The 23,277-nt window shown below is 72.5% G+C and carries 19 protein-coding genes and 2 pseudogenes; 9 read left to right on the top strand and 12 right to left on the bottom strand.

What is annotated here, in order from left to right:
• Nucleotides 1-268: 268 nt before the first annotated feature.
• A complete protein-coding gene (recA, locus tag B1L11_RS00205) occupies nt 269-1,369 on the bottom strand; it encodes a recombinase RecA (protein WP_030506474.1) in 1,101 nt (366 codons plus the stop codon).
• 331 nt (nt 1,370-1,700) lie between these two features.
• Between recA and B1L11_RS00200 the strand changes: the two genes are divergently transcribed.
• Nucleotides 1,701-1,976, top strand: a complete 276-nt coding sequence (locus B1L11_RS00200; protein ID WP_079312016.1) for a hypothetical protein — start codon at nt 1,701-1,703, stop codon at nt 1,974-1,976.
• Nucleotides 1,977-1,999: 23 nt separating this feature from the next.
• On the opposite strand, the gene B1L11_RS00195 is transcribed toward B1L11_RS00200, so the two are convergent.
• The 6 genes from B1L11_RS00195 to B1L11_RS00170 form a co-directional block, all read right to left on the bottom strand.
• Nucleotides 2,000-3,085, bottom strand: coding sequence for an ABC transporter permease (locus B1L11_RS00195; protein ID WP_079312014.1), 1,086 nt, complete (start codon nt 3,083-3,085; stop codon nt 2,000-2,002).
• Complete coding sequence (locus B1L11_RS00190; protein WP_079312012.1) at nt 3,082-3,960, bottom strand: ABC transporter ATP-binding protein; 879 nt, start codon at nt 3,958-3,960, stop codon at nt 3,082-3,084. Before B1L11_RS00190 ends, B1L11_RS00195 begins: the two co-directional genes overlap by 4 nt.
• Nucleotides 3,953-4,261: a transcriptional regulator gene (locus B1L11_RS00185; RefSeq protein ID WP_079312010.1), complete on the bottom strand. Its 309-nt coding sequence runs from the start codon at nt 4,259-4,261 to the stop codon at nt 3,953-3,955. Before B1L11_RS00185 ends, B1L11_RS00190 begins: the two co-directional genes overlap by 8 nt.
• Nucleotides 4,258-4,689 (bottom strand): hypothetical protein, encoded by a 432-nt coding sequence (locus B1L11_RS00180; protein ID WP_079312008.1) that lies wholly within the window; start codon nt 4,687-4,689, stop codon nt 4,258-4,260. The genes B1L11_RS00185 and B1L11_RS00180 overlap by 4 nt, the downstream gene beginning before the upstream one ends.
• A 205-nt stretch (nt 4,690-4,894) precedes the next feature.
• Nucleotides 4,895-5,089, bottom strand: a complete 195-nt coding sequence (locus B1L11_RS00175) for a DUF3046 domain-containing protein (protein ID WP_079312006.1) — start codon at nt 5,087-5,089, stop codon at nt 4,895-4,897.
• A gap of 81 nt (nt 5,090-5,170) precedes the next feature.
• Nucleotides 5,171-5,659 (bottom strand): VOC family protein, encoded by a 489-nt coding sequence (locus B1L11_RS00170; RefSeq protein ID WP_079312004.1) that lies wholly within the window; start codon nt 5,657-5,659, stop codon nt 5,171-5,173.
• A 142-nt stretch (nt 5,660-5,801) separates the two neighbouring features.
• Between B1L11_RS00170 and B1L11_RS00160 the strand changes: the two are divergent.
• A pseudogene (locus tag B1L11_RS00160) lies at nt 5,802-9,862 on the top strand (DEAD/DEAH box helicase); the annotation flags it as partial.
• Between the two features lie 1,049 nt (nt 9,863-10,911).
• The gene (locus tag B1L11_RS46370) at nt 10,912-11,082 is read left to right on the top strand and encodes a hypothetical protein (RefSeq protein ID WP_179154915.1); all 171 of its coding nucleotides are present in this window, start codon (nt 10,912-10,914) and stop codon (nt 11,080-11,082) included.
• Nucleotides 11,083-11,126: 44 nt separating this feature from the next.
• On the opposite strand, the pseudogene B1L11_RS54400 reads toward B1L11_RS46370, so the two are convergent.
• Nucleotides 11,127-12,146: pseudogene (locus B1L11_RS54400) on the bottom strand (MFS transporter); the annotation flags it as partial.
• Nucleotides 12,147-12,225: 79 nt separating this feature from the next.
• Between B1L11_RS54400 and B1L11_RS00150 the strand changes: the two are divergent.
• Complete coding sequence (locus B1L11_RS00150; RefSeq protein WP_079312002.1) at nt 12,226-13,299, top strand: helix-turn-helix domain-containing protein; 1,074 nt, start codon at nt 12,226-12,228, stop codon at nt 13,297-13,299.
• Here the strand turns inward: B1L11_RS00150 and B1L11_RS00145 are convergent.
• Complete coding sequence (locus B1L11_RS00145) at nt 13,278-13,961, bottom strand: M15 family metallopeptidase (RefSeq protein WP_079312000.1); 684 nt, start codon at nt 13,959-13,961, stop codon at nt 13,278-13,280. The two genes, B1L11_RS00150 and B1L11_RS00145, sit on opposite strands and share 22 nt — an antisense overlap.
• Nucleotides 13,962-13,977: 16 nt before the next feature.
• Nucleotides 13,978-15,153: an ROK family transcriptional regulator gene (locus tag B1L11_RS00140; RefSeq protein ID WP_079311998.1), complete on the bottom strand. Its 1,176-nt coding sequence runs from the start codon at nt 15,151-15,153 to the stop codon at nt 13,978-13,980.
• A gap of 215 nt (nt 15,154-15,368) precedes the next feature.
• On the opposite strand from B1L11_RS00140, the gene B1L11_RS00135 reads away from it, so the two are divergent.
• The 4 genes from B1L11_RS00135 to B1L11_RS00120 all read left to right on the top strand — a co-directional run bounded on the left by B1L11_RS00135 (nt 15,369) and on the right by B1L11_RS00120 (nt 20,187).
• Nucleotides 15,369-16,700 (top strand): sugar ABC transporter substrate-binding protein, encoded by a 1,332-nt coding sequence (locus B1L11_RS00135; protein ID WP_079311996.1) that lies wholly within the window; start codon nt 15,369-15,371, stop codon nt 16,698-16,700.
• Between the two features lie 3 nt (nt 16,701-16,703).
• Nucleotides 16,704-17,720 (top strand): carbohydrate ABC transporter permease, encoded by a 1,017-nt coding sequence (locus B1L11_RS00130; protein ID WP_079311994.1) that lies wholly within the window; start codon nt 16,704-16,706, stop codon nt 17,718-17,720.
• Nucleotides 17,717-18,568 (top strand): carbohydrate ABC transporter permease, encoded by an 852-nt coding sequence (locus B1L11_RS00125; RefSeq protein ID WP_030506489.1) that lies wholly within the window; start codon nt 17,717-17,719, stop codon nt 18,566-18,568. The genes B1L11_RS00130 and B1L11_RS00125 overlap by 4 nt, the downstream gene beginning before the upstream one ends.
• 200 nt (nt 18,569-18,768) lie before the next feature.
• Nucleotides 18,769-20,187, top strand: a complete 1,419-nt coding sequence (locus B1L11_RS00120; protein ID WP_256862130.1) for a glycoside hydrolase family 3 protein — start codon at nt 18,769-18,771, stop codon at nt 20,185-20,187.
• On the opposite strand, the gene B1L11_RS00115 is transcribed toward B1L11_RS00120, so the two are convergent.
• A complete protein-coding gene (locus tag B1L11_RS00115; RefSeq protein ID WP_143736788.1) occupies nt 20,177-21,373 on the bottom strand; it encodes an MFS transporter in 1,197 nt (398 codons plus the stop codon). The genes B1L11_RS00120 and B1L11_RS00115 overlap by 11 nt on opposite strands.
• A 50-nt stretch (nt 21,374-21,423) precedes the next feature.
• Here B1L11_RS00115 and B1L11_RS00110 point away from each other — a divergent pair, with 50 nt between their 5' ends.
• Nucleotides 21,424-21,984, top strand: coding sequence for a CGNR zinc finger domain-containing protein (locus B1L11_RS00110; protein ID WP_079311988.1), 561 nt, complete (start codon nt 21,424-21,426; stop codon nt 21,982-21,984).
• Between the two features lie 19 nt (nt 21,985-22,003).
• Here B1L11_RS00110 and B1L11_RS00105 read toward each other — a convergent pair whose 3' ends face one another.
• Nucleotides 22,004-23,182 carry an ROK family transcriptional regulator gene (locus B1L11_RS00105; protein ID WP_079311986.1) on the bottom strand — a complete coding sequence of 393 codons (1,179 nt, stop codon included), beginning with the start codon at nt 23,180-23,182 and terminating at the stop codon, nt 22,004-22,006.
• Nucleotides 23,183-23,277: the final 95 nt, after the last annotated feature.

Genomic DNA, 23,277 nt, shown 5'->3' with positions numbered 1-23,277 from the left:
CTCGCAGGCGTGCCCGTTCTCCTCGGCGGCTGCCACGTCCCTGGCGCCGGCGTCCGGCCCGGCCGGCCTCCTGACCGGCTTCCGCACGCCCGGCTTCCGCACGCCCGGTCTCCGCGCGCCGAATCTCCTCGCGCAGGGCGGCGATCGTCGCGGACGCGTCCTCAGCCCGCCCGCGCGGCTCTTCGGCCGGCCCCCAGGGTCCCGAGTCCAGTCCCCCGGCCCGATCTCGTCGTCCGGGCCGGGGCCTCCTCGCGCCTCATGCCTGCGCTCAGACGTCACCCGGCTTGGGCGCGCTGGCCGCCTTGCTGCCCCGGCCGGACGTGGGGGCGGGCGGCGCCGCCGGAGCGGCGGGGGGCTCGCTCGGCGAGTCGAGCCGCGGCCCGACACCGAGCTTCTCCTTGATCTTCTTCTCGATCTCGTTGGCGATGTCGGGGTTGTTCTTGAGGAAGTTGCGGGCGTTCTCCTTGCCCTGCCCGAGCTGGTCGCCCTCGTACGTGTACCAGGCGCCGGCCTTGCGCACGAACCCGTGCTCGACGCCCATGTCGATCAGCCCGCCCTCGCGGGAGATGCCGATGCCGTACAGGATGTCGAAGTCGGCCTGGCGGAAGGGCGGGGCCATCTTGTTCTTGACGACCTTCACCCGGGTCCGGTTGCCGACCGGCTCGGTGCCGTCCTTGAGCGTCTCGATCCTGCGCGCGTCCAGCCGCACCGACGCGTAGAACTTCAGCGCCTTGCCACCCGTGGTGGTCTCGGGGCTTCCGAACATGACGCCGATCTTCTCGCGGAGCTGGTTGATGAAGATGGCGGTGGTCCGGGTCTGGTTCAGCGCGCCGGCGATCTTGCGCAGGGCCTGCGACATGAGGCGGGCCTGGAGACCGACGTGGCTGTCGCCCATCTCGCCCTCGATCTCGGCCTTCGGCACGAGGGCCGCCACCGAGTCGATCACGATGATGTCGACGGCGCCGGAGCGGATCAGCATGTCCGCGATCTCCAGCGCCTGCTCACCGGTGTCCGGCTGGGAGACGAGCAACGCGTCGACGTCGACGCCCAGCTTCTTGGCGTACTCGGGGTCGAGGGCGTGCTCGGCGTCGATGAACGCGGCGATGCCGCCGCCCTTCTGCGCGTTGGCCACGGCGTGCAGGGCGACCGTCGTCTTACCGGAGGACTCGGGGCCGTACACCTCGACGATCCTGCCGCGGGGATAGCCGCCGATGCCGAGGGCGACATCGAGAGCGATCGAACCGGTGGGGATGACCTCGATCGGGGCACGCGCGTCGTCTCCGAGGCGCATGACGCTGCCCTTGCCGAACTGCCGCTCGATTTGCGCGAGGGCGGTCTCAAGGGCCTTCTCGCGGTCGTTGATTGCCATTGGGTGCCCCCTGAAGGGTGGTCGTCTGCTCGGTCACCGAAAAGCTACGGGGTGCCACCGACATTTTCCGGAGCTTCCCGCAGTCCGCCCCGGAAGGCGGGCCGGGAGCCTGTCGCGCCCCGGCGACCTGACGGCGCGCACCCCGGCGGCGACCAGTCCAATATAGCCGAACGACTGTTCGATCACATGCCGGAACCGCCGACGAGCCCGCGAACGAACGGCGTCCCAACCGCGCCGTTACATTCCCGGGCGTTACTCTGCCATGGTTGCCACCGCCCTGACCTGGGACGATCCTTGTAGCAAAGCTGGATCTCCCCGCTGGAGGGGCCACGTGACGGGCACCGGCGACTACAGCGGACAGCGCCTGGCCCGCCTTGAGGCGCTCGCGGCGCGGCTCCCCGAGCACGGTCTCTCCGCACGGCTGCTCGGCACGGACGACCCGGTCCTGTCCGTCTGGCACCCGGGCACCGGCAGGCAGACGATCGTCTTCGCGACGCCCGCCAAGGAAGGCTGGATGTTCCTGTGGGCGCCGGGCGGCCAAGAGAGCGCCGACGACCCCGGCCGTGCGGCCGAACTGATCCATCGGACGCTCTCCCGGCACCCCTGATCCTCGCGGCGGTGCCCCGGCCGTCAGCGGACGACCTCGCCCAGCTTGACCCGCGCGCCGGTGCGGAGCACCGCCCTCCGGTACACGCGGGCCGCGCCCAGCAGGACGGCCACCACGGCCACGACCATGAGAGCCCCGGCGATGAGGATCTCCCCCAGCGGCACGTCGACGGCGGCCGTACGCACGGGCATGACCATCGAGGAGAACGGCGGCACGAACGACAGCACGCGCGCGACCGTGCCCGTCGGCTCGACGGCGGCGAAGTAGGCCGTCAGGTAGGTGAGCATCATGAGCATGGTCATCGGCGTCAGGACGGTGTTGAGCTCCTCCTGCCGCGACACCAGGGAACCGAAGGCGGCGGCGAGCGCCGAGAAGAAGGCGTAGCCCAGCACGAACCAGACGACCGCGCTGACCACGATTCCCCCCATTCCGGGCGGCAGGTCGGCCGTGAAGCCGGTCGCGAACGACGCCGCCAGACCTGCGGCGATGACCACGACGAGGTTGACCAGCCCCAGCGAGCCCAGCCCGACGATCTTGCCGCCGAGGAGCTGCCAGGGGCGCACCGAGGTGAGCAGGATCTCCACGATGCGGCTGCCCTTCTCCTCCACCACGCCCATGGCGACGAACATCGAGGAGTAGATGAGCAGGAAGAACAGCACCATCACGATCAGCGTGGCGATGCCGGTGCGCACGCCCTGGTAGCGGGCGTCCGCGCCGACCGACTCCACCGTCAGCGGCGTGATGGTGAGGCCGGCCGCCTTGATCTGGGCGTCGCGGTGGGCGCTCTCCAGGACCAGTCCCAGCCGCTGGTCGAGCTCGCCGTTCGCGAGGACCTTGTTCCCGTCGATCAGGGCCGCGTCGAGGTCCCCGTCGATCACGGCCTTCCGCGCGGCCGCCTCGTCCGGCCACCGGGAGTACGCGAGCTGGGCCGCGGGCGGGGGCGCGTCGCCCACGACGCCCACGTTGTAGGTGTCGTCGCCGGCGAGGACCTTGGGCAGGAACGCGAGCGCGGCCACCAGGACGGCGCTGACCGCCAGACTGATCAGGTACGACTTCGTCCTGACGCGCGTGCGGATCTCCCGCTGGGCCACCAGCCACAGGCCGTTCATGCCACCGCCTCCCTGAAGATCTCGGCCAGCGTCGGCTGCCTGCGGCCGAAGTGCTCCACCCTGCCCGCTCCGATCGCCGTACGCAGGATGTCCTGGTCGTCGCCCTCCTCGCACCGCAGGACGTCGCGGTCGCCCTCGCGGGTCAGCTCGCCGGGCAGGCCGTCGGCCCAGCCGGGCGCGGCGCCCCTGACCACGACCCGCAGCACCCCGCGGCCCTCCCGCTCGCGCAGCTCGCCGACCGGCCCGTACGCCACCATGCGGCCCGCCGAGATGATGCCCACGGAGTCGCAGAGCTGTTCGACCAGGTCGAGCTGGTGGCTGGAGAAGATCACCGGCACGCCCGCGGCGGCTCGGTCCTTGAGCACCTCCGCGAGCGCGTCGACCGCCAGCGGGTCGAGGCCCGAGAACGGCTCGTCGAGGATCAGCACCGCCGGCTCGTGGACGAGCGCGACGGCGAGCTGCACCCGCTGCTGGTTGCCGAGCGACAGCGCCTCCACGGCGTCGTCGCGCCGCTCGACCAGGCCGAGCCGTTCGACCAGGGCGGAGGTGGCCGAGCGCGCGGCGGCCGGGGCGAGCCCGTGGAGCCTGCCGAAGTATTCGATCTGCTCGGCGACCTTCATCTTCTGGTAGAGGCCGCGCTCCTCCGGCATGTAGCCGAACGTGCGGCGGTCGTCGTACGTCACCGGGCGCCCGTCGAGGCGCACCTCGCCGGTGTCGGCGTCGAGCACGCCCATGACGATCCGCATCGTCGTCGTCTTGCCCGCGCCGTTGGCGCCGACGAACCCGAACATCTCGCCCGGCCGTACGGTGAAGCCCACCCCGTCGAGGGCGGTCTTGTCTCCATAGCGTTTGCGCAGGCCGTCGATCTCAAGCACGGGGGGCTGCCTCCACAATTCGTCGTAGAACGTCCATGTATGTCTCGAAGGCCGTACGTCCCCCATCGGTCAGCGAGAGCCAGGTGCGCGCGCGCTTGCCGACGAAGGTCTTCTCCACCCGGACGTAACCGGCCTGTTCGAGCGTCAGGATGTGCTTGCTGAGCAGCGAGTCGCTGACCTCGATGGTGTCGCGGAGGAAGCGGAAGTCGGCCTTGTCCGCCGCGGCCAGGGCCGCCATGATCGACAGCCGCACCGGCGCGTGGATGATCTCGTCGAGCTCGTGGCGCGGATGGGCCGTCATCGGTTCCTCATCACGCGGAGCCCGCCGTACACCAGAGGCAGCCCGGCGAGCACCGACAGCGCGGCGAACGCCGCCGTCCAGCCCGCCGTGGGCCGGTCGGGCAGCAGCCAGACGCCGACGACGAACGGCACCGCCATCGTCATCACGTACGCGGCCGAGACCGGCCCGTTGATCCGCTTCATCAGCCGATCGTGAACCCGCAGCCGGGCCCAGTACACGCACAGGGCGACCGTCAGGACGATCCATCCGAGCCCGGCGATCAACGGCAAGGGGTGGCCGCCGAGGAAAATCGCCGGCCAGTAGACCATCGTGGCCAGTCCCACGAACAGGTACGCCCGTCCGGGCCCGCGCGAGGAGTGCCGGACCCGCCGTCCCACGCGCCCGATCTCCTGGAGAGCCTCATCGGGAGTGAAGTGGTCTCCGCTCATGCGCTTCCTCCGTGTTCATCCGCTAAACACGCTAGCAAGCACTCAACCGTCGTTCAAGTGGTCGCCGTAGACGGTGGAGGGCATGAGTAACGGACGGAATGACACGTGACGGGATCACACCGCCGCGGTCACGGGGTGGAGCCGGCGGGGAGCGCCGCCGAGCGGTGGCCGCCGGCGCGCTCTGCCGGCAGGCGGGAGAGGGGTTTCAGCGCAGCTTGGGGTCCACGTCGACCTCCTGGCAGACGGCCTGCCAGACCTGCTTGGCCGCCACGCCCTCGGAGAGGGCCTGCTCGACCGTGCGCCCGCCGAGCCCGGCGATCACGTAGTCCTTCGCCCACGACTCCGCGTACGCCTCCCCGAAGTGGCGGCGCATCCTGTTCCAGAAGTCTGTGAGGCGCATGCGTTCAGTATGACGCCGCGGCCCGGATGACCCGTCCCGGCCGCGGCGCCGCGATCGCTTCCCGACCGGCAGGAGACGGCGTCACATGACGCGGGTGCCGTACATCTCGCCGAGCGGGTCCGCGAGCAGTTCCAGGCGGGCGCCGTCCGGGTCCTGGAAGTAGATCGAGCTGCCGCTCTCCACCTGGTACGGCACGGCGGCGGCGTCGAGCTTGCCGCGCAGGCGCTCCCAGGTCGCCCGCTCCACCGAGATCGCGATGTGGTGGAGCCCGCCGAGGACCTCCTTGTACGGCTCCAGGTCGAGGCCGGGGAGGTCGAAGAACGCCAGCAGGTTGCCGTTGCCGATGTCGAAGAAGAAGTGGTTGGACCCGCGGTAGTCGCGGTTCTCGAATATCTCGGTCAGCGGGAACTCGAGGAGCTCGTGGTAGAAGCGGATCGTCCGCTCGACGTCGGACGAGATCAGCGCGAAGTGGTGCAGGCCCCTCGCGCTGCTGGCGGCACGGCGCTCGCCCAGGTAGCGCTCGCGGATCCGCGCGCGCTCCGCCTCGATGGCCGCGTAGTCGATTTCCATACTCAGGAAGATTGTCCCGATGGGGGCATCTCATGCCATCCCGGGTCAGGGGAGCGGCCGCCTGCCTGGGCTGGCTTGCCCCGCACTTGCCTCTCACCTGGTGACGGGATGGCGGTGCGGCTGTTTTCTGTCGGGTGGGGGGATGCATGATGGGCAGGTGGGTGCGATCGACGGCTTCAGCCCGGTGACCAGGGAGTGGTTCGCCGGCGCCTTCGCGACGCCGACCGCTGCGCAGGAGGGCGCGTGGTCGTCGATCGCGCGGGGCGAGAACACGCTCGTGGTCGCTCCCACCGGGTCGGGCAAGACGCTCGCGGCCTTCCTGTGGGCCATCGATCGCCTCGCCGTCGAGCACACGGCGGGCCCGGCCTCGCCGGGAGACCTGGCGGCATGGGAGGAGCGGATCGGCGGATCTGTGGCGGGACGACAGAGCGAGCGGCCCGGCGGATCCATGACGGGACAGTCCGGCGGCCGCCGCGGCACGCGACGCGGCCGGAAGGATGACGGGGGAGCCGCCCCGGCCCTGCCGGGTCGTGTACGTCTCCCCCCTGAAGGCCCTCGCGGTGGACGTCGAGCGCAACCTGCGGGCCCCGCTCACGGGCATCCGGCAGACGGCGCTGCGGATGGGCCTGCCCGCCCCCGATATCTCGGTGGCGATCCGCTCCGGAGACACCGCGTCGGAGGATCGGCGCCGTTTCGCCGCCCGGCCCTCCGACATCCTGATCACTACGCCCGAGTCCCTGTTCCTGATCCTCACCTCGCAGGCGCGCGAGGCGCTGCGCGGCGTCGAAACCGTGATCGTGGACGAGGTGCACGCCGTCGCGGGGACCAAGCGCGGGGCGCATCTCGCGCTGACGCTGGAGCGGCTCGACGCCCTGCTGCCCGCTCCGGCCCAGCGCATCGGGCTGTCGGCGACCGTACGGCCGGTCGAGGAGGTGGCGACGTTCCTCGGCGGGTCCCGCCCGGCCACGGTCGTGCAGCCGCCCTCCGAGAAGGTCATCGAGGTCGACGTCGTGGTGCCGGTGGAGGACATGACCGAGCTGGCGCCGCCTCCGCCCGGCGCCGACGGCGAGTCGCCGGAGCACCGGAGGAGCATCTGGCCGCATGTCGAGGAGCACCTTCTCGACCTGATCGAGGCCCATCGGTCCACGATCGTCTTCGCCAACTCGCGGCGTCTGTCGGAGCGCCTGTGCACCCGGCTCAACGAGCTCGCCTGGGAGCGGCGGACCGCTCCCGCGCGGAGCGAGGATCCGAGCCCTGGCCTGGGAGATCCGGCCCACTGGTCGGATGCCTTCGAGGAGTTGCACGCGCAATGGTCGGACCGGCGCGAAGGACCTGATGCCCAAGGCGGGGATGCCCGGCGGACCGGCCCGGCGGCCATGCCGTCCGAGATGATGGCCCAGGCGGGGGCCTCGGCGGGAGCGATCCCCGAGGTGGTGCGGGCGCATCACGGCTCCGTCTCCAAGGAGGAGCGGTCCCAGATCGAGGAGGCGCTGAAGTCGGGCCGCCTGCCCGCGGTGGTCGCCACCTCCAGCCTGGAGCTGGGCATCGACATGGGGTCGGTGGACCTGGTGGCCTGTGTCGAGGCGCCGCCCAGCGTGGCGAGCGGCCTGCAGCGCATCGGCCGCGCCGGGCACCAGGTCGGGGCCGTGTCCCGAGGCGTGATCTTCCCCAAGTATCGGGGCGACCTGGTCCAGACGGCCGTCGTGGCCGAGCGCATGCGAACGGGGCAGATCGAGGAGATCCGCTATCCGCGCAATCCCCTCGACGTGCTGGCCCAGCAGATCGTCGCGATGACGGCGCTCGACGAGTGGACGGTCGACTCGCTGGAGGCGGTGGTGCGCCGGGCCGCGCCGTACGCCACGCTGCCGCGCAGCGCGCTGGAGGCGACGCTCGACATGCTCGCCGGGCGCTACCCGAGCGAGGAGTTCGCCGAACTGCGTCCGCGCATCGTGTGGGACCGGGTGACGGGCACCCTGCAGGGCCGTCCCGGGGCCCAGCGCCTGGCGGTGACGAACGGGGGCACCATCCCCGACCGCGGGCTGTTCGGCGTGTTCCTGGTGGGCGACAAGGCGTCGCGCGTGGGCGAGCTGGACGAGGAGATGGTCTACGAGTCCCGCGTCGGCGACGTGTTCGTGCTGGGCGCCACCTCGTGGCGGATCGAGGACATCACCGCCGACCGGGTCCTGGTCTCCCCCGCCCCCGGGCAGCCGGGCAAGCTGCCGTTCTGGCACGGAGACGCCCCGGGCCGGCCCGCCGAGCTGGGCCGGGCGATCGGCGCGTTCCTCCGCGAGCTGTCGTCCGCCGGGGCGGGCGGCCGGGGCGACCCGGCGTCGGCGCGCGAGCGGATCCGCGCGGCGGGGCTCGACGACTACGCCGTCGGCAACCTGCTCGCCTACCTGACCGAGCAGCGGGAGGCGACGGGCTATGTGCCCGACGACCGCACTCTCGTGGTCGAGCGGTTCCGCGACGAGCTGGGCGACTGGCGCGTGGTGATCCACTCCCCCTTCGGCGCGCGGGTCCACGCTCCCTGGGCGCTCGCCATCGGGCGGCGGCTGCGCGAGCGGTACGGCGTCGACGTCCAGGCCGTCCACTCCGACGACGGCATCGTGCTGCGCGTGCCCGACACCTTCGAGGAGGCGCCGACCGACGTCGCGGTGTTCGACGCCGAGGAGATCGAGCAGGTCGTGGTCGAGGAGCTGGGGGGCTCCGCCCTGTTCGCCTCCCGGTTCCGGGAATGTGCCGGACGTGCCCTTCTGCTGCCGCGCCGCTCGCCCGGCAGGCGCAGCCCCCTGTGGCAGCAGCGCCAGCGGGCGGCCCACCTGCTCGGCGTCGCGAGCAAGTACGCCGGGTTCCCGGTGGTGCTGGAGACGATGCGCGAGTGCCTGCAGGACGTCTTCGACGTGCCGGGCCTGGTGGAGCTCATGCGGGACGTCGCCGCCCGCCGGGTGCGGGTGGTCGAGGTGGAGACCTCGCAGGCGTCCCCGTTCGCGGCGTCACTGCTGTTCAACTACATCGGCGCGTTCATGTACGAGGGTGACGCGCCGCTTGCCGAGCGGCGGGCGCAGGCGCTCGCCCTCGACACGGCGCTCCTCGCCGAGCTCATGGGGCAGGCCGACCTGCGGGAGCTGCTCGACCCGGACGTCGTCGCCGAGACCGAGCGGGAGCTGGCGCGGCTGGACAGGCCGCTGCGCGACGCCGAGGACCTCGCCGACCTGCTGCGCTCGCACGGTCCGCTGCTCGCCCAGGACGTCTCGATCCGCGAGGGAGATCCCGCCTGGCTCGCCGACCTGGAGCGGGCGCGCCGGGCCATCCGGGTACGCGTGGCGGGCCACGAGCAATGGGCCGCGGTGGAGGACGCCTGGCGCCTGCGCGACGCGCTCGGGGTGCCGTTGCCTGTGGGCGTCCCGCACGAGTTCCTCGAAGCGCCGCTCGCCGGTGGGCCCGGCGGGCCGGGCCGGGTCACCGCCCCCGATCCCGCTCGGCGACCTGGTCGCGCGCCACGCCCGCACCCGTGGGCCGTTCACCTCCGGCACGGCCGCAGGGCGCTTCGGCGTGGGCGTCGCGGTGGTGGACGAGGCGCTGCGCCGTCTCGCGGCGGCAGGCAGGGTGGTCGCCGGCGAGTTCCGCCCAGGGGGCCGGGGCGAGGAGTGGTGCGACGCCGGGGTGCTGCGGCTGCTGCGGCGCCGGTCGCTGGCGCGGCTCCGCAAGGAGGTCGAACCGGTCCCCCCGGAGACGCTGGCGGCGTTCCTGCCCGCCTGGCACGGCATCGTCCCCCAGAGCGTCCCGCCGACCGGCGGCGGACCGGGCGGCGACGGCGGCCGGACCGGGCTCGCAGGGCCCGGCGCCCAGAACGGCCAGGGCCACGGCTCGCCGCGGGCCATGGACGCTCTGATCACGGCGATCGAACGCTTGCAGGGAGCGGCCATCCCTGCTTCCGCATTGGAGTCGCTGGTGCTCCCCGCGCGAGTGCCCGGATACTCCCCCGCCCTGCTCGACGAGCTGACCTCGTCCGGGGAGGTCGTCTGGGTGGGCCAGGGCTCCCTGCCCGGTGGCGACGGGTGGGTCGGTCTCTATTTCGCCGACACCGCACCCCTGCTGCTCCCCGCGCCGTCGGAGATCACCATGACTCCGCTGCACGAGCAGATCTTGGAGATCCTGAGCGGGGGCGGCGCGTTGTTCTTCCGCGAGCTGTCCAACCGGATCGCGGCGGCGGCGCTCGGCGACCAGGCGCCGCCCCTGTCCGGCCCGGACGCCGCCTCGGCCCGCCGGGCCAGAATCCTCGGCCGCGAGGGCACAGCAGGGCCGGATGGCGCGACGGGGCCGGATGGCGTGGCGGGTGTCGCGCGCGCGAGCGCGCTGCCGGACGACACGACACTCGCGGCGGCCCTGTGGGACCTCGTCTGGGCGGGCCGGGTCACCGGCGACACGCTGGCCCCGCTTCGCTCGACGCTGGGCACCGGGCGGCCCGCCCACCGGCCGTCGGCGACCAGGCGCCGCCGCGCGGTGCTGCCGACGAGAAGCGGCCCGCCGACCGTGAGCGGCCGTTGGTGGCTGCTGCCCTCGCCGTCACCCGACGCCACCCAGCGGGCGCACGCGCAGGCCGAGGTCCTGCTGGAGCGGCACGGCGTGCTGACGCGGGGCGGCATCACGGCCGAGCGCCTGCCCGGCGGGTTCTCCGCCGTCTACCAGGTGCTGCGCGCCTTCGAGGAGAGCGGCCGGTGCCGCCGGGGCTACTTCGTCGAAGGTCTGGGCGGCGCCCAGTTCGCCCTGCCGGGCGCGGTCGACCGCATGCGCGCCATGTCCTCCACCATGTCCTCCACGCGTCCCGCTCCGGCCGAGGACCTGTGGTCGATCCCCGCCCCTCCGCCGCCCCGCCGTGCGGTCGTGCTCGCGGCGACCGACCCGGCCAACCCGTACGGCGCGGCCCTGCCCTGGCCGGACCGCACGGACGACGTGACCCACAAGCCGGGCCGCAAGGCCGGCGCGCTGGTGGTGCTGGTGGAGGGCGAACTGATCCTCTACGTCGAGCGCGGCGGGAAGACCCTGCTCTCGTCCGGGCCCGAGGAGGACCTGCGGCCGGCGTCCAGGCCCTGGCGGTCGCCGTCAAGCGGGGGGCACTGGGGAAGCTGACGGTCGAGCGGGCCGACGGCACCGCCATCACCGACTCACCCCTGGCGGAGGCCCTGGAAGCCGCCGGGTTCCACCCCACTCCCCGTGGCCTGCGGATCCGCAGTTGACCGAAGGCCGGCGACGTGGTCACGCCCGCGGCCCGCTTCCGGGCACGGTGCCGCGCCACGGCCAGCGGCAGGGTGCCGGCGGAGACGACGACGATGCCCGCGCCGAAGATCTGGAATGTCGCCGCCGCTCCCAGCCGGTGCACGACGAATCCCGCGGCGACGGCGGGCAGCGAGATCGCGCCGTAGGCGACGATGTAGAAGGCGGCCATAACCTGAGCCCGGCCGCCGGGCGGCGCGGCGGCGCCGACGGTGCGCAGTGAGCCGAACATCGCGAAGCCGACGCCGATGCCGATCACCACGCTGGCCGCGACGAACGACACAGCGCTGTCGGCGGACAGCGACCACGCCATCGACGCGATGCCGCCGATGAGCGCGAGCGTTCCCCAGGCAATCTGGACGGCCGGGGGCAGCGCCCGGGCGACCAGGGGCGGCACCGCCGACGCGCCCCCCAGCGCCAGGATGGCCAGTCCGGCCGCGAGCGGGCTCGTGGTGTGGAGAAGAGCGGGGGCCAGCGTCCCGGCGAGCCCCAGGTAGATGCCGATGATCGACCAGGCGCAGGTGATCGCGAGGCCCGCGAGGACGAACGGCGCGCGGATCTGCCGTGGCACGCCCGGGGGCGCGACCCGGAACCCGGAGCGTGATTCCTGTGACACGGTCTCGGGGACCGCCGTCATGCCCAGGAGCAGGACGACGACCAGCACGGCGAGCACGACGAACGGGGTGACCAGCGGTCCCGGCGCGAACTGCAGGAGCACCGCGCCGAGCAGGCCGCCGGCCCCGACGCCCAGAGCGCTGGCGACGACGTTGTAGAGACTGGCCGTGGCCGGATCCCGGCCCTGGCGCAACTCGAGCAGGGCCGCGCCGGACGCGCTGATCGCGATGCCGGTGGCCAGCCCCTGAACCGCGCGGGCGGCGAACAGCCAGGGCGCGCCGGACGCGTACACGAACAGGCCCATCGAGGCGAGCAGGCCGGCCAGGCCCGTCACGATGACCGGCCGGCGGCCCCAGGTGTCGGAGACCCGGCCGAAGGCCAGCAGCGAGGCCAGCACCCCGAGGCAGTACGTCGCGTAGATCAGGGTCACGGTCGAGGCCGGCAGGTGCCATCGGACCGCGTACAGCCTGTACAGCGGAGACGGCACGGCCGACGCGGCGAGGCAGAGCCCGATGACCCCCGCCGTCAGAGCGAACGCCGACCCGGACGTCGGCCGTCTCGTGGCCGGAGCAGTGGAAGTCGCGTTGTTCACACTCATCAGCCTGACCGGGGCGCCGCGCGCGAACGAGTGGCAGAACTGCCGCTGTCCGTCAAAATCCTGCCGCTATGGTGAGCGCATGAGAGCCGTTCCCGGCATCGTGGCCCTCGCCGTCACCGCGGGCATGCCGATGTTCGAGCTGTCCATCGCCTGTGAGATCTTCGGAACCGACCGCAGCGAACTCGCCGATCCCTGGTACGAGCTGCGGCTGTGCGCCGCCCACCCCGGGACGACACGTACGCAGAACGGGTTCGCGCTGCACACGCCCTACGATTTCCACACCCTCGCCACCGCCGACACCGTGGTGGTCCCCGCGATCCCGCCCGACGCCGTGCTCGCGGGCGACACGGCCCGCATGGACGACTGGGGGCTGCCGGAAGCGCTGCGGGCGGCGCACGCGAACGGCGCTCGGATCGTCTCGCTGTGCACGGGCGCCTTCGTCCTGGCCGCGGCGGGCCTCCTGGACGAGCGGCGGGCCACCACGCACTGGATGTACACCGGCATCCTCAGCGCGCGTCATCCCCGGGTGCAGGTCGACCCCGCCGTCCTCTACGTGGACGAGGGCGACGTGCTCACCAGCGCGGGACGCAGCGCGGGAATCGACCTGTGCCTGCACCTCGTCCGGACCGACCTCGGCGCCGAGATCGCCAACCAGGTCGCCCGGCGCATGGTCGTACCCGCTCATCGGCCCGGCGGGCAGGCGCAGTACATCGAGACTCCGGTGCCCCGTTCCGGCGAGGACGGGCTGGCCCCCGTCCTCCAGTGGGCGCTCGAGCACCTGCACCAGCAGCTCACCGTCGCGCAGATGGCCGCGTGGGCGTCGGTCAGCACGCGCACGCTGGTCCGGCGGTTCCACGCGGCCACCGGCACCACCCCGCTGCGATGGCTGCACGCCCAGCGCCTCGCGCGGGCCCGGCACCTCCTGGAGACGACCGATCTGCCGATCGAGCGGGTCAGCCGGTTGTGCGGCATGGGCACGGCCGGGAACCTGCGGCACCACTTCACCAGGTCGGTCGGCGTGACCCCGGTGGAATACCGCCGGACGTTTCACAGCCGGCCCGGGCGCACCGTGTCCACGGGCGCGCTCGCTTCGCCGGGACGTCCCGAAGCACCGGTGGGGGCGGAAATGCCCTACAGCTCGACGGGGCCGTAGATGGCCGCGGGGGCGCGGCGGGTCATGGCCCAGTAGCGGTCGCCGTACGACCAGTGCCACCACTCGGTCGGGTAGTTGACCAGCCCGGCCGCCTCCAGGGCGGCGCGCAGGACGTCGCGGTTGCGCCGCGCCTCGGCTCCCACGGGGGCGGCGGTGTAGCACGCGCCGCCGCTCTGCTCGGGGGTGGCGTTGACCGCCGTCCCCATGTCGAGCTCCACCCCGTCGTCGCCGCACAGCGTGAGGTCGACGGCCGCGCCCGCCGTGTGCGGGGCCACCTCGATCGGCGAGACGTACCGGCTCGCGGCGACGTGCAGCTCCGCGCCCGACATGTGGGGGAACGTCGCCCGCAACTCGTCCTTGTACTCCTCGAAATACTTCGTCTGCAGCGCCGGCGGGCGGTAGCCCTCGACCACCACCAGGTTGCACCCTGCGGGCAGGCGCTCCTGTGCCTCCTCCAGGCGGGCGAGCAGGCCCTCACGCAGGTGGGCGTAGGCCCCGGCGGGGTCGGCGAGCCGCCCGTCCACCCGCAGCCGCCCCCGTACGTCGCTCAGCTTCTCCCCGCACTCGTTCACGCCGATCGAGGTCACGCGGGGATCGGAGATGAGCACCGGACCTTCGGCGAGGCCGGGCACGGCGGAGCGATCATGCGGAAAGTCGGGCATGAGGATCAACCTACCGTCACACGGTGTCCGAGAAGACCTCTTCACGCGCTCGGTCCAAAGCGGCGACGATCGCACCCATGAGAACGGGATTGCCCTCCACTCCGGTCGCCACCACGGTGGGGCGGCTCGGGCACACTCTGGCCACCGCCTCCTCGACGCGCTCCGCGAGGTGGACGCCGCCGGCCCTGCCCACGTCACCGCCGAGCACGACGAGCCCCGGGTCGAGGACCACGGAGACCGCCGCGACCCCGACCGCGAGCCGCCCGGCCAGGTCCTCGACGAAGGCCTCGTTGCCGACGTCCATGGCCGTACGGACCAGGTCGGCCACCTCGGCGTCCCGAACGTCCGGGGCGGCGAGGCCGTGCGCGCGGGCCAGGTTCCACAGCGCCTCTCCTCCGACGAGGCGCTGGAAGGACCCGGTCTGCGGCGCGGTGACCGCGCTCGGCAGCGGTTCCCCGGGAACGGGCAGCCAGCCGATCTCGCCCGCGCCGCCGGTGATGCCGCGGTGCAGCCGGCCGCCGAGCATGACGCCGAGGCCCTGGCCGACGCCGGTCCACAGGATCACGAAGTCGTCGGCGCCCCGCGCGGCGCCGTACGTCTGCTCGGCGAGGGCCGCCAGGTTGACGTCGTTCTCGATGATCACGCATTCGCCCAGGAGGGTGCGCAGCCCGGCCAGGATGCCGACGTGCCACGTGGGCAGGTCGACCGAGTAGCGCACGTCGCCGGTGAGCGGATCGACCACTCCGCGCGTGCCGATGACGAAGCAGCGCAGCCGGGTGAGCTCTATCCCGGCCGTCCCGCAGGCCCGCTGGACGGCCTCGTGGACGATGCCCACGGGATCGCGGGCCTCGCTCGGGTCCACGGCCACCTGGGCGACGACCGTGCCGGTGATGTCGGCGACGGCGGCGGTGACGCTGTCCGGCAGCACCTCCAGCCCCGCGACGTACGCACTGGAGGGGTTGACCCCGTACAGCGCGGCGTTGGGGCCGCGTCCGCCGGGGCGCTCCCCCGCGGCCGTGACCAGCCCGCGCGTCTCCAGCCGGGCCAGGAGCTGGCCGGATGTGACCTTGGACAGCCCGGTAAGCTCTCCCAACTCGGCCCTGGTCAGCGGGCCTCTGGAGATGAGGAGTTCCAATGCCGCGCGGTCGTTGATCTGCCGAAGCAGCCGAGGCGTACCCGGTCGTTGAGGCACCGGCTGGTTCCCCTCTCGTCACGATCCGCTAACGCGGTCTTTTTTATAAGAAAGTTTCTTGTTAGTTTATCGCCAGCCAGCCCGGAGGCAACCGATCAGCCTCGGGACGCCAGAGCGCCGACCGAAAGGAGAGCGCCTTCCGGCAGGTGAGCGGCCCGCCGACACCCCCCATGAGGCGCACCCCCGACGCGAAGCCGGGAAGGGAGAGACACAACGTGAAGATCGCGAAGATCGCGGTCGCGACCACCGCGACCGCTGCCCTGGCCCTGGGACTCGCCGCTTGCGGAAGCGACGACTCCGGAAGCACGACGGCCCCGTCGTCCTCCGCCGCCGCGAGCGGTCCGAAGTTCGCCGGCCAGACTCTTACCGTGTGGCGACTCGGTGCCCCCACCGACGTCTTCACCAAATACATGGACGACCTGAACGCCAAGTTCAAGGAGAAGACGGGCGCCGAGGCGAAGGTCCAGTGGATCCCCTGGCCCGACGCCCAGAAGAAGTGGACCACCGCGCTCGCCGGCGGCGAGGGCCCGGACGTCACCGAGTTCGGCAACGACCAGGTCGCCGCCTGGGTGGCCCAGGACGCGCTCGCGGACATCACCGACGCCGTCAAGAGCGACCCCGAGCTCCAGCAGATCCCGCAGAACCTGTGGAGCTACGAGACGATCGACAGCAAGATCTACGCCGTGCCGTGGGGCGGCGGCACCCGCGCCGTGCTCTACCGCAAGGACTGGTTCGACAAGCTCGGCATCGAGATCCCCAAGACCTGGGACGACCTGGTCGCCGCGGCCAAGAAGATCGTGGACAAGCAGGGCAAGGACGTCGACGGCTTCGCCTTCAACGGCGGCTCCGACGCGAACATGTCGCTGTCGCCGTTCGTCTGGTCGGCGGGCGGTGACTTCGCCAAGTTCGAGGGCGGCAAGTGGGTGGGCCAGCTCACCCAGCCGGCCTTCAAGGAGGGCTTCCAGTTCTACACGGATCTGGTCGCCAAGGACGGCGTGTCCGGCAAGGGCCGCCTGACGCAGAACTCCGTCGACATCGCCCAGCGCTTCGCCGCCGGCAAGGTCGGCATGTACGTCACCGGCGGCTGGGACATCGCCGCCATCAAGGAGCAGAGCAAGGGCAAGGTCGACGAGTCGAAGATGGGCTTCTTCTCGCTGCCCGCCAAGGACGGCTCCGGCCCGGCCCCGGCCTTCCAGGGCGGCAACGACATCGCCGTCTGGAAGGACGCCAAGAACCCCGAGCTCGCCCTCGAGTACGTCAAGCTCGCCGCGGGCAAGGAGTTCGGCGTCCGGTACGCCAAGGAGGGCGGCCTGCTCCCGCTCTACCCCGACGCGCTCGCGGAGCTGGGCAGCGACCCCGCCCAGAAGCCGTTCACGGACACCTTCAAGGTCGCCAAGGGCTTCCCGGCCAGCCCCAACTGGGCGGAGGCCAACGACACCAAGGCCGTGCTGCAGAACGCGGCGCGTGAGGTGATCGAGGGCAAGAAGAACGTCGACCAGGCTCTGGCGGACGCGAACACCGAGCTTGAGACGATCCTCAACCAGTAGATCATGACTCACTCGTCAACCCTCGCCCGGGGCGGAGCCGACACCTCCGCCCCGTCGCGGCGCAGTCGCAAGCGGACGCGCAGGTCGGGGCTCTCCCCGAAGGCCGTTCCGTACGTCCTGCTCCTGCCCGGCTTCCTGGTCATCGCGGTGCTGCTGCTCTACCCGCTGTACCAGATGGTCGAGATGTCCTTCCACAAGGTCGGGCTCCGGCAGATCAAGGCCGTCAACCCCGCGCCCGCCGACTTCGTCGGCTGGGACAACTACTCGCAGATCCTCGACTCGGACCTGTTCTGGTCGTCGCTGCGCAACACGGTGCTCTTCGCCGTCGTCACCGTCGCGCTGACGCTCGTCCTCGGGACCCTCGTCGGCCTGCTGCTCAACAAGCTCGGCCCGAAGATGTCGACCTTCGTGATCGTCGGCATCATGGCCGCGTGGGCCACCCCGCCCACGGCCCAGGCGGTCGTGTGGAAGTGGCTGTTCGACTCCGACTCGGGCATCGTCAACTGGACGCTGAACCTCCTGCCCGACTGGCTGTCGAACCTGCTGTTCGGCCGCGCCGACTGGAGCGGGCACCCGTGGTTCAACGACACGCTCACGCTCTACTTCGTGCTGATCGTGGCCGTGGTGTGGGCGTCGTTCCCGTTCATCTCGGTGTCGGTGCTCGCGGGGCTCAAGAGCATCCCCTCGGAGCTGTACGAGGCGGCGAAGATGGACGGCTCGGGCGCGGTCCTCACGTTCAGGAGGATCACGCTTCCGCTGCTCAAGCCGGTGTTCTCGGTGCTGGTCGTGCTGTCGATCATCTGGGACTTCAAGGTCTTCACACAGCTCTACCTGCTGGCCGGCGGCACGGTGAACCGCGACGCGTTCAACCTGTCGCTGTGGAGCTACGCCGAGGCGTTCAGCAGCCCGCCGAAGATGGGCCTGGGCGCCGCCATCGCGGTCGTGCTGACCGTGATCCTGCTCCTGATCACCTTCGTGTACGTGCGTCAGATCGTGAAGACGGAGGACGACATCCGATGAGCCCGCTCGCCCGCAGGAGGCTCGGACGGGCCGCGCTGAACGCGGCCGGGGTCGTGGTGTTCCTCTTCGCGGTCTTCCCCGTCTACTGGATGGTCACCACGGCCTTCAAGCCGAACGACCAGATCTTCACCACGAGCTTCATCCCGTTCCCCAGCCCGCCCTCGATGGACCACATCTCGCGGGTCTTCACCAAGGGCGTCGCCGGCCACTCCATCTGGCAGTACCTGTTCAACAGCACGCTCGTGGCGCTCAGCGCCGTCGTGCTCGGCGCGGTGTTCGCGCTGCTCGCGGCGACCGCGGTGGCCAGGTTCCGCTTCCGGTTCCGCACCTCGTTCCTGATCCTGCTGCTGATCGTGCAGATGGTGCCGGCCGAGGCGCTGCTGATCCCGCTGTTCACCATGGTCAAGCGGCTCGGCCTGTACGACCAGTTGCTCGGCCTGATCATCATCAACGTCGGCCTGACGCTGCCGTTCTCCGTCTGGATGCTGCGCACGTTCGTCGCGGCCGTGCCCAAGGAGCTGGAGGAGGCGTCCTGGATCGACGGCGCGGGCCGGTTCACCACGTTCTGGCGGGTGCTGTTCCCGCTCGTCGCGCCCGGTCTCGTCGCGACCAGCATCTTCGCGTTCATCACCACCTGGAACGAGTTCGTCTACGCCCTGACCCTCATCGGCGACCAGGGCAAGTACACGATGCCGGTCGCGCTGCAGTTCTTCGTCGGCCAGCGTTCGACCGACTGGGGCGGCATCATGGCCGCCTCCACCCTGATGACCATCCCGGTCCTCATCTTCTTCCTGCTGGTCCAGCGGCGGATGGTCTCCGGCCTCGTCGCGGGCGCGGTCAAGGGATAACCACACCGCCACCGGCACCTCCCCCTCGTACGGCCGCCCTTGTCGGCGCCCTTGTACGGCCACCGCGACCCGGTGGCCGTACGGGCCCTGCCCGCGCGCCGTCACACCCTCTGTCACCTAAGGAGCCGAGACACCATGTCCGCCACCCGCGACCCCCTGACGGGGCCGCCGACCCGTCCACGCGTACCGGCGACCCGGGCCTGCACCGGCTCGCGGCGGGCGCACTGCTGATCTCGTTCCGGGGCACGACCGCGCCGGACTGGGTCCTGCGCGGCCTGGAGGACGGTCTGGGGGGCGTCTGCCTCTTCGGGTTCAACGTCGCGGACGGCGAGCAGGTCGCCGCGCTCAGCGCCCGCCTGCACGAGGCGGGACGCCCGGTCGTCTCCCTGGACGAGGAGGGCGGGGACGTCACCCGGCTGGCCTACCACACCGGGAGCGCCTACCCGGGCAACGCGGCGCTCGGCGCGGTGGACGACGTGGCCCTGACCGAGCGGGTCTACCACGCGATGGCCGCGGACCTGGCGCGGTGCGGGGTGAACCTCGACATGGGCCCGGTGGCCGACGTCAACACCGCCGACGACAACCCGATCATCGGCACCCGGTCGTTCGGCTCATCGCCGGACCTCGTGGCACGGCACACGGTCGCCGCCGTACGCGGCCTGCAGTCCGCGGGGATCGCCGCCTGCGTCAAGCACTTCCCGGGTCACGGCGCCACCCACCAGGACTCGCACCTGGAGATCCCGCTGGTGGACGCCTCGCTCGACCTGCTGAGGGAGCGCGAGCTGGTCCCCTTCCTGGCGGCGATCGAGGCGGGCGCGAAGTCCATCATGTCGGCGCACGTGGCGGTCCCCGACCTGACCGGGACGCTGCCCGCCACGCTGAGCCGGGAGACGCTGACCCGGCTGCTGCGGCGCGAGCTCGGCTACGACGGCGTCGTGATCACCGACGCCCTCGACATGCACGCGATCAGCAGGAGCGTGGGGCTCGCGGAGGGTGCGGTGATGGCCCTGGCCGCGGGCGCCGACCTGCTGTGCCTCGGGCCGCTGCCCACTCCGGAGGACGTCCGGGGCATGGTGGACCACATCGTGGACGCCGTCGCCGAGGGCAGGCTCACGGCCGAGCGGCTGGAGGAGGCCGCCGCGCGGGTGGAGCGGCTGCGCGACTGGTTCGGCGCGACACGTGCCGAGGACGCGGAGGGCGACGTCATCGGCCTGGACGCCGCCCGCCGCGCCGTGTCGCTGACGGGCTCGGCGGGGCCGCTGGTCGACCCGTTCGTGGTCGAGATCGACACGCCGCCCACGATCGCGGTGGGCGAGGTGCCCTGGGGGGTCGCGCCGTGGCTGCCGCAGGCCGAGATCGTCCGGGTCAAGCCGGAGGAGGCCGACGCCGCGGCGCTGCTCGGGCGGGCGCGGGACCGCTCGCTGATCGTCGTCGTCAAGGACGCCCACCGCCACCAGGGCAGCCGCGAGCTGATCTCGGGGCTGCTCGCCGCCCGCCCGGACGCCGTCGTGGTGGAGATGGGCCTGCCGATCTGGCGGCCCGACTCGGGGGCCTACATCGCGACGTACGGCGCGGCCCGCGCCAACGCCCAGGCGGCCGTCGAACTCCTCACGGCGTGAACGCCTCGGGCACCGCCGTCGTGCCGCGCGTACGAGGAGAGCGGACGATCGCGTAGAGGACCGCGGCGGCGACCTGGACGGCGGCGATCCCGAGCAGCACGAGCGGCGCGGGCAGCCCGGCGCACAGGCCCGCCACGGCGGACCCGCAGGACGCCGCCGTGATCTTCAGACCCGCTCCGAGCGTGAACACCTGGGGCCGCAGCCGGGGCGGCGCGTGGTCCGCCCGGATGCGCAGCGTGGCGCTCAGCAGCGGCCCGTCGAACAGCCCGGCGAGGGCGAACAGCAGCACCGCCCAGGTCACCGAAGGCGCGAGCGCGGCGACCGCCAGAGCCAGCCCCAAGCCGAGCATGGCGAGCCCGGCCAGGCGTGGGGCCGGAACGGGCCGCCGCGCCACGGCCAGCGAGCCGATCAGGGCTCCCACGGCGAACGCCGTCACCAGTGCGCCCCCCGCGCCCGGACTGCCGTGCGCGTCCGCGAAGAGCACGGTGGCGGCGGTGAGGCCGCCGATTCCGAGGAAGGCCAGGCAGGTGGCCGCCGTGATCGCCCGGAGCTCCCGGATGCGCCACACGACGGCGAGCCCCGCCATGAGGTCGCCCCACAGCGTCGGACGCTCCTGAGTGTCCTGCCGGCGACGGTGCGGCAGCAGGGCGACGAGCACGGCCGCGCACGCCGCGGCCGTGCCCACGGCCGCCATGGCCGGCGCGGGCGAGGCCAGGCCGGTCACCACGGTCACCGCGAGAGGGCCGGTCACGGACGCCGCGTTGAACACGGCGGCGTCCAGGGCGTAGGCACGGTCCCGCGCCGCGCCCGCCGGAACCAGCACGGCCAGCAGACCGGACAGCCCGCCGGAGACCACCGGCCCGCAGCAACCGCCGGCCAGGGCGACCGCGAGCGTCACGGGCAACGGCGCGCGCCCGACGAGGAGCACCAGGGCCTCGACCGCCAGCGCGAACCCGGCCAGCGCCCCCGCGTAGAAGACGCGCGGGCTGCGCACCCGTCCGGCGAGGGCGCCCGCGAGGGGCGCGGCGAACACGTGCGGCGCCATCAGGGCGGTGAGCACGAACGCGCCCTCCGCCGCGCTGCCCGACCGGTCGAGGGCGAGCAGGACGGCCGCGACCGCGACACCCTCCTCGGCCAGCCGGGCGAGCAACGCGGTGACCAGATAGAGCCTCACTCCGGCGGGCACGCGACCTCCCATGTAACGGCTTTGCGAATCAAGACGTTACCCTAGGACGTGTGAGCGAGACGTCGACCAAGCAGGGATTCCAGCCGGCCCGGCGGCTGATCGACCTTGTGAACGCGGTCCGCCGGTCCCAGGACCTGCCGCGCGCCGCGATGGCCGACCTGCTCGCCCGGCACGGTGAGAGCGCCGGAGACCTGACGGAGCGGGAATTCTCGGACTCGGACGCGGACGCCCTGCGTGCCGCCGCCCTCCGCATGGCGGACGTGCTGGCCGAGACCGACACCGACAAGGCCGCCCAGGCCCTCAACGTCCTGCTGGCCGAGCACTGCGCGCCGCCGTACCTGTCCCGGCACGACGGTCACCCCTGGCACCTGCACGTGGACCGGGGCGAGAAGGCGGGCTGGGACGAGTGGTTCCTCGCGTCGAGCGCGCTGGCCCTGGCGCGGATCCTCAGCGAGTACGGCCGCGTCACCTGGGGCGAATGCGCCGCCGCGACCTGCTCGGCCTTCTACCTCGGCACCGGCCCGGGCAGCGCCCGCCGCTACTGCTCGGCCGCCTGCGCCTCACGGGAGCGGGTGGCCGCCCACCGCCGCCGCGCCCGCGAGCGGTCCTGACGACGGCCTCGCACCCTCCTCAGGAGGTGAAGATCTCTTCCCGGGCCTGGTCGAGCGCGGCGAGGACGGCGCCGCGCAGCACCGGGTTGCCCTCCACCTGGCTCGTGACGACCTGCGGCGGGACGGGGCAGATGCGCGCGACCGCCTCCTCCACGCGGGCGGTCAGCGCCGCCCCGCCGGCCCGGCAGACCTCTCCGGCCAGCACCACGAGGCCGGGGTCGAGCACCACGCACACCGACGCCACACCGAGGGCGAGCCGCGAGGCGACCTCGTCGAGCAGGGGCTCGCCCGCGGCCCCGGCCGCGACGGCCGCGGTCACGCAGTCGGCGGCGGTGTCTCCGGCGAAGCCGTGCCCACGGGCCAGTTCGGTGACGGCCTCGGAGCTGACCAGCGACTGCAGGCCGCCCCCGAGCGACGGCAGGCGCCCGGGGACCGCCCTCACGTCGTCGGCGAGCGGCACCCCGGGCACCGGGAGATAGCCGATCTCCCCCGCGCTGCCCGAACGGCCCCGGTGCAGCCGCCCGCCCAGTACGACGGCCAGGCCGATGCCACGGCCCACCCACACGAGCACGAAGTCGTCCACCTCCTGGGCGGAGCCCTTCGCGCGTTCGGCGATCGCGGCGAGGTTGACGTCGTTCTCGATCGTGACGTCCCGGCGCAGGTCGCGTGCGAGCGCCTCGTGGATGCCCTCGTGCCACTGCGGCAGGTCGAAGGAGAACCGCACATCGCCGGTGCGGGGGTCGACGACGCCGGGCGTGCCGATCACCACGCCGCGCAGCCGCGACAGCGCCACCTTCGCGCTCCTGCAGGCCTTCACCACGGCCGCGTGCACCAGCGACACCGGGTCGTCCTGCCCCTCGGGGGAGGCCGTCACCTCGGCCACCACGTCGCCGTTGATGTCGGCGATCGCCGCCGACACCCGGTCGGGGCCGACCTCGAGCCCCGCGACGTACGCACAGGAGGCGATCACGCCGTACAACGCGGCGTTGGGCCCCCGGTTGCCCGCCTGCTCCCCCACGACCTCCACGAGGCCGCGCTCCTCCAGACGCGCCAGCGTCTGGGACGCGGTGACCTTGGACAGGCCGGTGAGCTCCCCGATCTGGCCGCGGGTCAGGGGACCCGAGGCGAGCAGCAGTTCCAGGGCGGCCCGGTCGTTGATCTCCCGGAGCAGCCGGGGTACGCCAGGACGTCGCTCCATGCTCCTGCTTCCCATCGTCTGAGTCTCCGGCTCGCCGTCGGTGCGCCCACCCACGCCCCTCCGGTTCGCTCGGCCCCCGGTGGCGCTTCGGTCAT

Origin of the sequence: Microbispora sp. GKU 823 (assembly GCF_002027145.1) — a bacterium.
GTDB classification, from domain to species: Bacteria; Actinomycetota; Actinomycetes; order Streptosporangiales; family Streptosporangiaceae; genus Microbispora; species Microbispora siamensis.
The sequence above is the reverse complement of the archived record's forward strand: the minus strand, read 5'-3'. Positions and strand labels throughout refer to the sequence as shown.

Bases quoted from the DNA above. Each gene is read 5' to 3' on its own strand.
- recA (WP_030506474.1), bottom strand. From the start codon at position 1,369: ATGGCAATCAACGACCGCGAGAAGGCCCTTGAGACCGCCCTCGCGCAA.
- B1L11_RS00130 (WP_079311994.1), top strand. From the start codon at position 16,704: ATGACTCACTCGTCAACCCTCGCCCGGGGCGGAGCCGACACCTCCGCC.
- B1L11_RS00170 (WP_079312004.1), bottom strand. From the start codon at position 5,659: ATGGAAATCGACTACGCGGCCATCGAGGCGGAGCGCGCGCGGATCCGC.
- B1L11_RS00175 (WP_079312006.1), bottom strand. From the start codon at position 5,089: ATGCGCCTCACAGACTTCTGGAACAGGATGCGCCGCCACTTCGGGGAG.
- B1L11_RS00125 (WP_030506489.1), top strand. From the start codon at position 17,717: ATGAGCCCGCTCGCCCGCAGGAGGCTCGGACGGGCCGCGCTGAACGCG.
- B1L11_RS00195 (WP_079312014.1), bottom strand. From the start codon at position 3,085: ATGAACGGCCTGTGGCTGGTGGCCCAGCGGGAGATCCGCACGCGCGTC.
- B1L11_RS00150 (WP_079312002.1), top strand. From the start codon at position 12,226: ATGAGAGCCGTTCCCGGCATCGTGGCCCTCGCCGTCACCGCGGGCATG.
- B1L11_RS00185 (WP_079312010.1), bottom strand. From the start codon at position 4,261: ATGACGGCCCATCCGCGCCACGAGCTCGACGAGATCATCCACGCGCCG.
- B1L11_RS00145 (WP_079312000.1), bottom strand. From the start codon at position 13,961: ATGCCCGACTTTCCGCATGATCGCTCCGCCGTGCCCGGCCTCGCCGAA.
- B1L11_RS00180 (WP_079312008.1), bottom strand. From the start codon at position 4,689: ATGAGCGGAGACCACTTCACTCCCGATGAGGCTCTCCAGGAGATCGGG.
- B1L11_RS00105 (WP_079311986.1), bottom strand. From the start codon at position 23,182: ATGGAGCGACGTCCTGGCGTACCCCGGCTGCTCCGGGAGATCAACGAC.